This is a genomic window from Candidatus Accumulibacter meliphilus (assembly GCF_036625345.1).
In the GTDB taxonomy this organism is placed as follows: Bacteria; Pseudomonadota; Gammaproteobacteria; order Burkholderiales; family Rhodocyclaceae; genus Accumulibacter; species Accumulibacter meliphilus.
In genome coordinates this window covers 408,893-421,012 of sequence record NZ_JAZKTZ010000004.1, presented here as the reverse complement: position 1 = coordinate 421,012, position 12,120 = coordinate 408,893, and the positions used below count along the sequence as shown (strand labels likewise).

11 protein-coding genes are annotated in these 12,120 nt (G+C 63.7%); 3 read left to right on the top strand and 8 right to left on the bottom strand.

The annotated features are described in order from the left end of the window. Nucleotides 1-3: 3 nt before the first annotated feature. The 4 genes from V5B40_RS10875 to V5B40_RS10860 all read right to left on the bottom strand — a co-directional run bounded on the left by V5B40_RS10875 (nucleotide 4) and on the right by V5B40_RS10860 (nucleotide 2,128). Nucleotides 4-408 carry an Hsp20/alpha crystallin family protein gene (locus tag V5B40_RS10875; protein WP_332354506.1) on the bottom strand — a complete coding sequence of 135 codons (405 nt, stop codon included), beginning with the start codon at nucleotides 406-408 and terminating at the stop codon, nucleotides 4-6. 180 nt (nucleotides 409-588) lie between these two features. Further along, complete coding sequence (locus V5B40_RS10870; protein WP_332354505.1) at nucleotides 589-849, bottom strand: tetratricopeptide repeat protein; 261 nt, start codon at nucleotides 847-849, stop codon at nucleotides 589-591. Then, nucleotides 840-1,295 (bottom strand): hypothetical protein, encoded by a 456-nt coding sequence (locus tag V5B40_RS10865; protein ID WP_332354504.1) that lies wholly within the window; start codon nucleotides 1,293-1,295, stop codon nucleotides 840-842. Before V5B40_RS10865 ends, V5B40_RS10870 begins: the two co-directional genes overlap by 10 nt. A 248-nt stretch (nucleotides 1,296-1,543) precedes the next feature. Then, on the bottom strand, nucleotides 1,544-2,128 hold the full coding sequence (locus tag V5B40_RS10860) for a hypothetical protein (protein WP_332354503.1): 585 nt from the start codon (nucleotides 2,126-2,128) through the stop codon (nucleotides 1,544-1,546). Nucleotides 2,129-2,186: 58 nt separating this feature from the next. Here V5B40_RS10860 and V5B40_RS10855 point away from each other — a divergent pair, with 58 nt between their 5' ends. The 3 genes from V5B40_RS10855 to V5B40_RS10845 all read left to right on the top strand — a co-directional run bounded on the left by V5B40_RS10855 (nucleotide 2,187) and on the right by V5B40_RS10845 (nucleotide 5,635). Continuing rightward, the gene (locus V5B40_RS10855; RefSeq protein ID WP_332354502.1) at nucleotides 2,187-2,891 is read left to right on the top strand and encodes a peptidoglycan-binding protein; all 705 of its coding nucleotides are present in this window, start codon (nucleotides 2,187-2,189) and stop codon (nucleotides 2,889-2,891) included. A 229-nt stretch (nucleotides 2,892-3,120) separates the two neighbouring features. Further along, a complete protein-coding gene (locus tag V5B40_RS10850) occupies nucleotides 3,121-5,073 on the top strand; it encodes an acyl CoA:acetate/3-ketoacid CoA transferase (RefSeq protein WP_332354501.1) in 1,953 nt (650 codons plus the stop codon). A 103-nt stretch (nucleotides 5,074-5,176) separates the two neighbouring features. Further along, entirely contained in the window at nucleotides 5,177-5,635 is a 459-nt protein-coding gene (locus V5B40_RS10845; protein WP_332354500.1) for a DUF2501 domain-containing protein, read from the top strand. A gap of 36 nt (nucleotides 5,636-5,671) precedes the next feature. On the opposite strand, the gene V5B40_RS10840 is transcribed toward V5B40_RS10845, so the two are convergent. The 4 genes from V5B40_RS10840 to V5B40_RS10825 form a co-directional block, all read right to left on the bottom strand. Then, nucleotides 5,672-7,573, bottom strand: a complete 1,902-nt coding sequence (locus tag V5B40_RS10840; protein WP_332354499.1) for a GGDEF domain-containing response regulator — start codon at nucleotides 7,571-7,573, stop codon at nucleotides 5,672-5,674. A gap of 190 nt (nucleotides 7,574-7,763) precedes the next feature. Beyond that, nucleotides 7,764-8,603, bottom strand: coding sequence for a transporter (locus V5B40_RS10835; protein ID WP_332354498.1), 840 nt, complete (start codon nucleotides 8,601-8,603; stop codon nucleotides 7,764-7,766). 170 nt (nucleotides 8,604-8,773) lie between these two features. Beyond that, nucleotides 8,774-11,542: a mechanosensitive ion channel domain-containing protein gene (locus V5B40_RS10830; RefSeq protein WP_332354497.1), complete on the bottom strand. Its 2,769-nt coding sequence runs from the start codon at nucleotides 11,540-11,542 to the stop codon at nucleotides 8,774-8,776. Continuing rightward, nucleotides 11,539-12,105 (bottom strand): PqiC family protein, encoded by a 567-nt coding sequence (locus tag V5B40_RS10825; protein ID WP_332354496.1) that lies wholly within the window; start codon nucleotides 12,103-12,105, stop codon nucleotides 11,539-11,541. The genes V5B40_RS10830 and V5B40_RS10825 overlap by 4 nt, the downstream gene beginning before the upstream one ends. Between the last annotated feature and the right edge of the window lie 15 nt (nucleotides 12,106-12,120).

The window sequence follows — 12,120 nt, the reverse complement described above, 5'->3', positions numbered from 1 at the left end:
CCCTCAGCCGAGCTGCCGCAGCAGCAGCACCAGGCAGCCGTTGTCGAAGAATTGCTGCTGCAGGCCGAAGTCGCCCGCCGGCAGCGCAATGCGCCGCTCGAAGCGCCCGTAGGGAATCTCGAGGCGGTGGATCGCCGCGCGATGACCCGCCGAAGGCATCGCCCGCTCGCCACGGACGAGGACGTCGGCGGCGTCGAGAACGACTTCGACGCGCCGCGGATCGACGCCCGGCAAGGCGACCAGCAGCGTCAATTCGGCGCCGTCCTGGAAGAGATCGACGGCGGGTTGCCAGCACGGCGGCGCATGCGCCGCCTCGACGGCAAAGATCCGCCGCTGCCAGCGCTCCGAAGCCTGCAACAGCTCCAGCGCCTCGGCCCACACCCAGATGTTTCGTTCACCCGATCGCATTGGCGGAATCCTTGTTGTGAAGGTCGCGTCTGCACAGCACGCGAGCCTGAGGGTTGGACTGGGGAAGTATAGCGCTGGCGACGTTTTCCCAGGCCGGTCACCGGGGTCGGACGTTTAGCGGGGAACGCTGCCTCAGCCGCTGGCGAGGCGCTTGAGTTCGGCGAGCTTGGCATCGCGCTTCTATGACCACTCGGCAGCGGGAAGGTCGCCGACGCACAGGTCGATGATTGCGAGCTGGCTGAGGGAAGTGGCTTCGCCGGGCTTGTCGCCCAGCGCTTGCCAGATCCGCAGGCTCGCCTCCACGAAAGCGAGCGCGGCTTCGAATTTGATTTGCACGGCTGCCTCGTCGCCCTGTTCGCGGGCGGCTTCGCCTTCCCGCTGACAGACGACGCCGAGATTCAGGGCGGCTGCTCCAAGCCAGCACTGGTGATTCAAGTCCACCGCCAGTTGCCAGGATTTTTCATACCAAGGGGAAGCCTCGGCCAGCCGGCCTTCATCTGTTCGACCACACCCAGGAGCTTGTAAGTCTGCATCATCGCTGCTCGATCGTCTGCCGCCTGAAAGCGCTGGAGGGCGTGCCGGTAGCGGCTTACGGCAACGGAAAGCTGCTCGGGCGCCGCCAGCAGCCGCTGCAGCGCGGCATCGGTTTCAGGCGCCGAAAAGATCGCCTCGTGCAAGCGGCGCCCCCATTCGGCCAGGTCCGCCTCGACCGCCGCGGCGCGCACGCCGGCGCCGCCGTTGGGCAGGTCCATGTAGTCGTCAATATACCAGCACAGATTTTCGTAATCGGCGTCGCCGAGGAACGGCGCGAACCGCCGCTCGTCACCGTCCGCCGTGAAGACGAGGCGCAGTTCGTGCAGCGGGGGTAAAGTCTGCATGCCATTCACCGGTCACTATAGGGATGCGTGCGCTGCGGCGGGGGGTGTGCGGGTTAATGCGAGTCGATGGCTGATGACAAAAGCGACAACGCCTTTCCGGAGTATAAGAACGTCGATCGAGCGGCGTCAATTCCGGAGCACTCGTCGCCGTCGCCATCGCGCCCGGTGCTAGAGCGGGCGGGCGATTGCTTTTGCTGACCATCGGCCGACTGGAACACGCGGACCGCCAGAACTGCCGGCGCGCAACACATTTTCTTCTATCGGCAGCTCATTCGCCGAACAATACGCGACAGCAAACATTGTTCTTTATTTGTGCAGTTTGCTAGTCTATTCTTGATTCCAGAAAACAAGCCACTGCCCGATGTACGCCAGTGTTTCTGACGATCGGCGCGCGCCATTGCCATTGCTATTGCCATTGCCATTGCTAAAGGATGTGACCAAGAAACAGGAGTGCTTATCGGCGCAGCGCCTATCTCCTCGGAATGCACAATCAAACAGCTGTTTTTCTCAATTATTAATGTACATAGAGGCTGTACCAGATCGCGAAAATCCAGCTCACGAACAGTTGCGTCGGCACGACAGGTGGCAAGAGGGCGACGAAGAAAACGCGAAACCATGGGACAGCCATTATAACCCGTGCTGCTGACTCTACTTCCGCCATACGTCGCGATAATACGGAATCCTTGCTTATGCAAGCAGACCACATGGAGAATAGCCATGGCGCTCACACATATTATTTGCGCCTTCCCCATGCCGGCCGCCGGATTGTATATGGCATTGCTGTCCGGTTGCACCGCTTTCTCCAACCAAGGGGCGACCGATTTTTCAACCGTGGGGGGCATGCACATTTTCACCCTGACACGATTTCTTGGCTAGCAAACTGAACGGAGGCAGAAACAGATGAAGACAGAACTGAGAGTATTTTCCGGTTCACAGTTTGTCGGGAAACCCGCGCTAGTAGACGGCGAGTTCATCCCTTTCCTTCAGAAAGTCAATGACTTCGCCGCTGAGCAACTACTGCAGGTACACGTAACCAGTTCGGCGCGACAACAAGGCGTGGCCGTGGGCAACACCATTGTGCCCCCCGCCACGCGTTCGAATCACCTGACCGGACACGCAATTGACATGAACGTGATCCACGACGGACAACTGTTCAACAGCAGCGCGCTCAAGAAAAGCAACCATGCCAAGCTACCGGCGCAGGTAAGGAAGTTCATCCAGGCCATCCGCGACGAGAAGGAACTGCGCTGGGGTGGCGACTTCGGCACGCAAGATCCGGTCCATATTGATGACGGACTCAACATTAGAGACGCTTTGGCCTGGGACATGAAGTTTCCGATAATCCAGGCGGCGCTGATCGCGTTGACCAGGCCCGAGGCGGAAGCGGGTCAAGCTCGCCTGTTGTTCCTGGAGCGTCCGTTCATTAGCGGCCCGGACGTTCTCGCGGTCCAGGAAAGACTCGTCGCGCTCGGTTTTGCAATGAATCCGGATGGCATTTTTGGTGCGGTGACCGATCGCGCACTGACGATGTTTCAGGAGCGGGAAGGGTTGATTGCCGATGGCATCGTCGGCAGCGGTACGCGAAAAGCGCTCAAGCTGACGTAAGCGCCTTCCGGGGCCAAGGCGCTTCGCGCGGCCGCCCGCGGGGGGCTGCCTGGCCGACAGGCATCGGAACATTCCGCCAATAAGATGTAAACTCGATCCGTCAAGCGGGTAAGCTTGCTCGCATGAGGAGCGCTGGAAGCCCCGTGCGGAGTGCCGCGATGATGCTGTCGTTCAGCGCTCGGTCGCTCCCCTGGCGCGAAAACAAATACATCCGTGGGAGGAAAGCAGCATGCGCAGCAAGATCGTTACGGCCGACGAAGCCATCGCCCTGATCCGCGATGGCGATACCCTGGCCAGCACCGGCTTCGTGCAGACCGGCTTCGCCGAGGCCTTGCTATCGGCGCTGGAACGACGCTTCGTCGCTACCGGCTCGCCAAACAACCTGACCTTGTTCGCCGCCGCCGGCCAGGGCGACGGCAAGACCCTGGGGCTCAATCACCTCGGCCACGAAGGCTTGCTGCGCCGGGTGGTGGCCGGCCATTGGGGGCGCATGCCGAAAGTCGCGCAGCTGGCACTCGACAACCGCATCCAGGCCTACAACCTGCCGCAAGGCATCATCTGTCAGTTGTTCCGCGACCTCGCCGCCGGCAAGCCGGGGTCCTTTTCGAAAGTCGGACTGCACACCTTCGTCGACCCGCGCTACGGCGGCAGCCGCATCAATGCCGCGACCACCAGGGACATCGTCAGCCTGGTCGAAGTCGATGAGGAAGAATGGCTGTTCTACAAAGTCGGCGAAGTCAATGTTGCTTTCATACGCGGCACCACCGCCGATACCTTCGGCAATATCACCATGGAACGTGAAGCACTGACGCTCAACAACCTGGCCATGGCCATGGCCGCCAAGAACAGTAACGGCATCGTGATCGCCCAGGTCGAGCGAATCGCCGAACGCAGCGGGCTGCCGCCGCGGCAGGTCAAGATTCCGGGGATTCTGGTGGACTGCGTGGTCATCGCCGAACCGGCCCAGCACATGCAGACGCTGGCGACGCAGTACAATGCCGCCTATGCTGGCGAATTTCGCGTTCCCGCGGCCAGCGTGGTGTCGACCCCACTCACCGAGCGCAAAATCATCGCCCGTCGTGCGGCCTTCGAACTGCCGCCGAACGGAATTATCAACCTGGGCGTCGGCATGCCCGAAGGAGTGGCGGCGGTCGCCAACGAGGAGCGCATCTCGCACCTGCTGACGCTGACCGTGGAATCGGGCCTGATCGGTGGCATCCCCTCGAGCGGGGGAAACTTCGGGACCGGTGTCAACATGGATGCGGTGATCGACGAGAACCAGCAGTTCGATTTCTACGACGGTGGCGGCCTCGATATGGCCTGTCTCGGCATGGCCGAGTGCGACGCCGCTGGCAACGTCAACGTCAGCCGCTTTGGCGGCCGCCTGACCGGCGCCGGCGGCTTCATCAACATCAGCCAGAACGCCCGCCTGGTGGTCTTCGTCGGCACCTTCACCGGCAAGGGTCTCGAAGTCGAGGTCAAGGACGGCAAACTGCGCATCGTTCAGGAGGGTGAGCAGCGAAAGTTCCTCCAGCAGGTCGAACAGATCACCTTCAATGGCCAGTACGCCTACGATCGTGGCAAGCCGGTCTACTACGTCACCGAACGCTGCGTCTTCCGGCGGGTGCGGGGCGGCCTGGCGCTGATCGAGGTGGCGCCCGGCATCGACGTCGATCGGGATATTCTGCCGAACATGGACTTCGAACCGATCATCGGCGAATACGGGGTCATGGATGCGCGCATTTTCAATGCCAATCCGATGGGGCTGGAGGTCGAACTGCTCAATCTCTCCCTGCCGGAACGGGTCATTTACGATCCGGAGCGCAACATCCTGTTCCTCAATTTCGAGGGTATGCATGTGCGCGTCGAGGAGGACGTGAAGGCGATCTGGGATATTTGCGAGCTGCGCTGCCGGGCAGCCGGCCAGCGGGTCGGCGTGATCATCAACTACGATCGCTTTCGCATCAACCAGGACATGTACGACGCCTACGCCGAAATGGACCGCTACTTCCTGGACAGGTATTTCAGTCAAATCACGCGCTACGCCACCAGCGCCTTTCTACGCGCCAAACTCGGCGAGGCCTTCGCGGCGCGCAGCATCGCGCCGCACGTCTTCGAGCGCCGCGAGGAAGCGCAGGCCTTCCTGGCCGGGCGCCACGGCGACCCCAGCCCTGTGAACTAGGCCAGGCTCATCAGGAGCAGCGGCCGGGAAGGATTGGCAGCGCCGCAGCAATACGCCCTTTACCGTGACGCAGTTTTCCACAAACACATAACGGAGTCCGATCATGAATGTACACAACGCTTACCGCACCGCCACCGCGATCCTGATCGCCGCTTTCCTGCCTTTCTCGGCAACGCAGGCGCAGCTTGGCGACCTGATCAAACAGGGGGGGAGTGCAGCATCCGGTGCATCCGGCAGCCTCGGCGGCCTCGGTGATCTGGGTGGAGCACTGTCGGTGCAGTCCGTCACCTCGGGCAGCGCCGGCAACATCGCCGGCCTGCTGGAGTTCTGCATCAAGAACAATTATCTCAGTGGCGACAAAGCGGCCGAGGTCAAGAACTCCCTGACCAGCAAGCTCCCCGGCGGCTCATCCTCATCGGACAGTGATTACAAGAGCGGCAAGAAAGGTATTCTGAACAGCAGCGACGGCAGCGCGCTCGACCTCAGCGGCGGCGGCCTGAAGAAACAGGTCACCAAGCAGATCTGCGACACGGTTCTTGATCAGGGCAAATCGTTTTTGTGAGTGGGCGGCGGCGGGTATAGCCGAAACCCCTGTCTGTCAGCGGCAAATGGCCTTGCCGTTGGCGAAGAGCGCCACCCGGTCCCGGCCAGCGTTCTTGGCGACGTAGAGAGCCTTGTCGGCAGCACTGAGCATCTCATCTTCCTTTTGCATGCTGGCTTCGATGCTCGCCACTCCGATACTGACCGTGGTCTGGATGTCCACCCCGGCGACGTTGATGGCGAGCGCCTTTATCATCCGGCGCAGGCGCTCGGCGGCCAGTAGTGCAGTCCTGGCGTCGGCGTCGTGGCAGACCAGCAGGAACTCTTCGCCGCCGATCCGACTCACGCTGTCGTCCTTGCGGGCTGCTGTCTGGATGGCCTTGGCCACTTCCTGCAAGACGCGATCACCGACGGCGTGACCATAGCGGTCGTTGATCGACTTGAAATGGTCGACGTCGATCATCAGCGCGGCCACCGCGCGACCGGTGCGCCGGGACGAGCTCCAGAAGCGGGCGAGCGCCTCCATGCCCGCGCGCCTGTTCGGCAACTCGGTGAGCATGTCGGTCATTGCGCTGTGTTCGAGGCGACGGTTGCTGATCGCCAGCTCGGCGGCGAACTGCTTGAGTTGCGCTCTATCGTTCTCCCAGGCCTCGAGCAGTTTCACGTAGTGCAGGGCCGCCCGCATGCGCGCGCTCAGGGCCCGGGCATGCACGGGCTTGGTCAGGTAATCATCGACCCCCGCCTCGAAGGCCTCGATGATGTTCTCGTCGTCGTCCTCGCCGGTCAGCATCACGACATACATCGACTGGCCCCAGTCGGTCGCGCGCAGCGCACGGCAGAACTCGAGCCCATCCATCACCGGCATGCGCCAATCGGTGATGACGATCTGCGGCATGACCTCCAGCGCCAAAGCCAGCGCCTGCTGGCCATTATTGGCGGTGTGCAGGATACACCCGAGCATGTCGCCCAGCAAACCCTGTGTCACCAGGCGTGCCCCGTGGTCGTCATCAACCAGTAGAACCACCTTGCCGGTACGCGTCTCGGCGGACTCCTCCTCCGGCCGGGGAACCGGAGCGCTGCTCATGGCGCTGAACGACGGCAATTGGCCCGCCGGCACCTTGAGAAGCTCGGCCCAGGCATGCCACTGCGTGACCACCCGGTCGAAGACGTCGCCCAAGGCTGTCGCATCGAGACCGATCTTGCCGCCCAGGAGCATGAGTTCCGGGATGCTGCGCTGGCGCTCGGCGACCGGCGAGCTGCCGAGATCTGCCATTCGCCGTGCGTGGAAGAGCAGATGAACCAGTTGGTAAGGCCGCGAGCCCTCGGCAAAGCCCGAGCTCTGCGGAAACTCGTGGTAGCGGACCGGCTCGGCGAGTGCCTTGGGCATGCCGCAATCGGCCATTATGCCGGCGGTGAATTCGGTGTGATCGACGCCCAGGTGCTCGCGTTCACGTTCCAGAAGTGCCAGGCCTTCGCTCGGCTCGGCGAGAACGGCACCGTAATCGCCGGGGTAGGCGGTGGCCAGAGCCAGGCGACCAATCTGCGCCATCAGACCGCAGGCGAACAATTCCTCAAGTGGCGCGGTACGCACCTGTCGGCCCAACTCCTGGCTGGCGACGGCCATGAACAATGAATGCGACCAGAAGCCGGGATAGTCGAAAGCTGGGCAACTGCCATGCAGATATTGATCGACCAGGGAAAAACCCATCGCCAGTTGGCGCACAGTGGACATGCCCAACTGCAACACCGCCTCCCTGATCGAGGCCACCGGCCGACCGCCGGCGGCTGCGGCATTGGCCAGGCGCAGCAGGCGACTCGACAGGGCCGGATCGCTCTGCACGATCTTGGCCACGGCATCCAGCGTCGCATCGTCGCGCCTGCAGATGTCCATGACCGCCAAGGCCACCCCTTTCGGGCTGGGAAGCTGTCCACTGAGACGGAGCTCTTCAATCTTGGTCATAGTTCCTTGCTCGTTCCTGCCGACTTGCACGACACGCTGAGTGCCGATCCGCCCTGGCAGTTGATCTCGGCGCGCCGATTCAGCGGCCGCCCGGTTTCGTCGTCGCTGGCTGCCATCGACCGGGCGTCTCCGACGCCGCTGCTAGCGGGCCGCACAGCGGTCACACCGGCGATGTGCGCGCCCCCGCACGTCACAGGCCAGCGCCCCAGCGATACTGCCAGGCGACCCCGAGCAGATCGAAGTTGTTGCCGGTGCGCGCCGAAACGCCGCTGCTGCCGTAGAGTTTGATCGAGTTTTTCCGGTCGACGGGAAACGCGAGAGTGGCGCCGAAGCGCCAGTTCTGCTGCAGGTCGCTGCCCTGAGTGCCGTCAAGCGTCGTACGGCCGCCGGCAAAGTAGGTGCTGTCGAGCGAACCCCAGACACCACCACTGAAGCTGTAGATGGCATGCCCTTCGAGCGAGTAGAGGGGATCCTGCGAGCGGGTCTGGCCATGAAAGAAATCCTTGTTGTCGGTGAACAGTGTCGCCGCCGCAGTGCCCTCCAGCGTCCACCGTCCGAGCGCCTTGGAAACACCGAGCTCGGGCTTGAAGGACCAGCGGTTGGTGCCGAGATTGACCACTCTACTGTCGTCGTACTGACCCAGCGGAGCGGTCACGCGCAGGCTCGCGCCGACGATCAGGTCCTGCTGGTAGGCCGCGAACTCCGGCAGCGAAAGGGCCGGCGCACCGTAGAGGTTGACCGCCAGCTTGAACACTGGATCGGCCGCCCCGGAGACGTCGCGGGTCACGGTTTCGCCCGCCAGGTCCACCGATCCACCGAGGTCGGTGATCGGGACAATGATGCTGAATTTCGCCGACGTTCCCCACCAGTCGAGCACCCGTGCGTAGGCGAGGAGCGCACTGGAAGTCGTCAGCTGCGGGTTGCTCACCGGCAAGGCGCCATCGAATGCCAGGCCGCCGCGCGTATAGCCGTAGCCAGCTATCAGGAAATTCAAGCCCACGGGTGCGTTGGCGTAGGAGCGCGGCTCCATCTCCTGTGCATGCGAAAGGGAGGTTAGAAAGATGCCAGCGACGGCCAGCCCGGTGGCGGCAAGCAGTGCACGCAGGGCGCGACCAGGCCGAGCAGTGAAACGACGCCGGGATGCCGGTAAAAGGCGTGCGAGGATGCCCACTAATCTGAGGCAAGGGGTCTGCAGGCGCATCACGACCATCGTGGCAGCGCACTCGGTGCCGGCGATGGCGGCCCTGCCGGTGGTGCAGCGGCCCCATCGCCGGGACCCGGGACGCTTCCCTGCCCGCCGACGAGCGCTGACCCCGAACGAAGGTGCAGATCGCGCTGCGGGAACGGAATCTCGATACCGTTCTCGCTGAGCACGGCGTCGATGGCGAAGTTCAGTTCGTGCGTTACGCGCAGCCGCTTGTCGAAGGAACCAACGAAGGCGCGGACCTCGAAGTCGAGTGAGCTGTCGCCAAAGTCCATGAAATACACCGACGGCGACGGCTCCTGCAGCACGTCGGCGTTGCCCTGCACCACCGCCAGCAGCAGCCGCTGGACGAGCGCGATGTCACTCCCGTAGGCGACGCCGACCTTGAGCAGCAGCCTGGTGGTCTGGTTGGAGAGCGTCCAGTTGACAACGCTGCCCGTGATGAAGGCCTTGTTCGGGATGATCACTTCCTTGCCATCGAAATCGAGCACCGCGGTGGCGCGCGCGCGAATGCGTGCGACGGTGCCGGTGACATCGCCAACGGTAACGATGTCACCGATGCGGATCGGACGCTCGGCGAGGACGATCAGCCCGGACACGAAATTGGCGACAATCTCCTGCAGACCGAAGCCCAGGCCAACACCCATGGCGGCGATCAGCCAGTGCACGTCGTCCCAGGCGATGCCGAGGATGCTGAAGGCGCTGACCATGCCGACGGCGGCGAGCGCATAGCGGGTGATGACCTTGATGGCGTAGGTGGCGTCGGCCTGAACCTCGAAGCGCTGCAGCAGGACGATGTCGAGCAGAGCGCCGACATTACGCACGGCGACCGCAGTGACCACGGCAACGACGATCGCCAGGAACAGGTTGCCGACGGTCAGCGGCAGCGTCGTGCTCTGACCGTCTACCGTGGCATGGTAAGTCCACAAGGGATGGTCGATGATCACCGACAGCGCCGGCAGGCCCCCTTTCCACACCCACCAGATGCCGCCAAGCAGCAACAGCGTGATGAACAGGTCGAGCAAGGATCGCGTCTGCTCGCTGATCGCGGCGATGTCGAGCCTGGTTATCGGCGGCTCGGCCACCTCGCTCCCTTCCTCGTCGCCCTCCACCGCGGCCTCCCGGGCCAGTCGCAAGGCCTCCAGTGCCTGGCGATGGCGCAGGCGTCGGCGCTCGACCTGCACCCATAGCGCAATCAGACCGTAGAGCGCCACCGCGCCAAGGACCATGAACAGCGACATCAGGGTATGGCCAAAGAAATAAGCCGCGGCGACCGAGTAACCGGCGGCACTGAGCCCGGCGATCGCCAGTGGCACAGCCAGCGCAGCGCCGAACCAGAGGGCATAAAGCCGCACCGCCCAACTGCGCGGGGCGCGTGCGTACAGGCGCTGAATCAGGGGGCTCCGGCGGCGCAGCAGGCGGAACAGGAAAAGGGCGAAAAGGAGCATCGCCAGGGTGAAGCCCATCCGTCCAATGCTTTCCCGGTTGGCAAACGGCGCATGGTCCAGTCCGTTCAGCGCGACGACGAATAACAGCGGTACGAACATCAGGGTGAAGCGGCGTAGCGCCTGCCCGCAAAAGCTCAGCAATGACTCGTCCCAGCCAAAGTGGCCGCCAGCAACGCCGCGGCGGTCGAGCAGCCCGGCAAAGGCAGACAGCGCCAGTAGCAGCTTGGCACTCACGACCAGAGCCGCGGCAAGCGCCAGCGCGAAGCGCTGCGCGTCGGGGGCCGCCGCCAGCAGCTTCGCTGCCGTCCACAACAGCAGCGGGCCGGGCAGGGCCAGCGCCATGGTGATGGCCAGCGCAGTAACCGTGTAGCCAATCCAGTAGCGCTCGGCATTCCCCGCCCCCGGAGCAAGTGCGACGAGCTTGGCTTGCAGGCGCTCGCGGGCGAGAAATAGCGCCAGCGCCAGCAGCAGGGCCAGCGTCGGCCAGAACGGTCGCCACGCCAGCTGCTCACCGAGGGTAAGAACTGCCGCACGCCAGTTGGCGACTGAAGTCATCCACGCCCACGACGGAGGGAGCTCGCTGAGGGTCTGCTGGCTTGGCCGTGCGGGCACCCAGAATAACAGCCGGGTCAGTTCCGCACGCACCGCCTGCGTGCGCTGCAACAGCGCGAGAGCGGCGGCATCACTGGCCTGCAAGGCTTGCACCAATTCCTGCTGCAGCTCGTCGAGGCTGGCCAGCAGGACTTGCTGCTGGCGGAGCAGCGGCCGCGCGACGGCCGCGAACTGCGGCCATAGGGTATCAGGGAGGGCTGGCTGCGCCGTCCCGAAACGCAACACGACGGCTGTCTCCATGTCCGCGAGTTCGTCCAGCGCATGTTCCGCCTTAAGGCTGGTATCGCTCGCCGCTTCCAGCAGCTCTTTGCGCGCGTGCCGCGCGGCGTCGAAACCCTCGACACTGGGCAGCAAGCTCAGTTGCTCGATAACCGTCTGCGAAAAAATCTGGCCCAGCGCATGCACCTGCGCGTGCCGCTCGATGCGCTGCATGCGTTGCTCGAGTTGCTGCTGACTGTTGCGCTGCTGCACGAGATCGCTGCGCGCCTGCTCGAGTGCCGTCTTCGTTTCAGCAATCTGGGTTGACAGGCGGGCATTCTCCACGGCGATGGCATGTGCCAGATCGGCCGGCGGGGCCGTTTCCGCGCGCACCGGGAACGCCACGAACAGCGCCATGCCGACCAGCACGGCGAATGCCCGCCAGCTGATCTTGGCGCTGCCGTAGCACACAGCGTGGCCGCCCAGCGCCCGCAGGAATCCGTTCACGGCGCCCGAATCGCGACCGCAATTTCACCGCTGACGCGCGCCAGCGCGCGGCTGTGCGCGGCGACCAGGGCATCGAAATCGCCGCCGACAGTTGCCTCACGTACCAGCGATCGCCCGCTCCTGGAAGTGTCGTCGGCGACCCGGCGAACGGTCCATAAGGCCTCGATCACCACCCCATTGCCAAGCGTCGATTCGAACTTCTGGATATCGATACGCACCTGGTAATCGGTCGCGGTTTGCGTGCTCTGTCCATAGGGCCAGACGCGCTCCGTCGCCAGCTCCTGCGCCAGGTTTGCCGCGATCACGCGCGTAATGTCTTCGGGGAGCGGCGACGCCCAGCGGTTGAATTCGTCGAGGCGCACCTCGTTTGCGCCCGTCTGCACGACGATTTGCGGACGGTCGACCACCGTCGGCAGCGCCACCGGACCGACGGCGACCGACGGACCCGATGCCTTGCCGCCCGTAGGGCTCGGGGCACTCAGCGTGTAGAAGCGTGACGTCGGCGAAGCGCAACCGCTGGCGATGGCCAGCAGCAGGAAGGCGATGACAGCCAGATAACGCATCAGGTTTTCTCCTCG

Coding starts and splice junctions, on each gene's coding strand:
- V5B40_RS10855 (WP_332354502.1), top strand. CDS start 2,187: ATGAAGACAGAACTGAGAGTATTTTCCGGTTCACAGTTTGTCGGGAAA.
- V5B40_RS10875 (WP_332354506.1), bottom strand. CDS start 408: ATGCGATCGGGTGAACGAAACATCTGGGTGTGGGCCGAGGCGCTGGAG.
- V5B40_RS10840 (WP_332354499.1), bottom strand. CDS start 7,573: ATGACCAAGATTGAAGAGCTCCGTCTCAGTGGACAGCTTCCCAGCCCG.
- V5B40_RS10835 (WP_332354498.1), bottom strand. CDS start 8,603: ATGGAGCCGCGCTCCTACGCCAACGCACCCGTGGGCTTGAATTTCCTG.
- V5B40_RS10860 (WP_332354503.1), bottom strand. CDS start 2,128: ATGCCCCCCACGGTTGAAAAATCGGTCGCCCCTTGGTTGGAGAAAGCG.
- V5B40_RS10850 (WP_332354501.1), top strand. CDS start 3,121: ATGCGCAGCAAGATCGTTACGGCCGACGAAGCCATCGCCCTGATCCGC.
- V5B40_RS10845 (WP_332354500.1), top strand. CDS start 5,177: ATGAATGTACACAACGCTTACCGCACCGCCACCGCGATCCTGATCGCC.
- V5B40_RS10825 (WP_332354496.1), bottom strand. CDS start 12,105: ATGCGTTATCTGGCTGTCATCGCCTTCCTGCTGCTGGCCATCGCCAGC.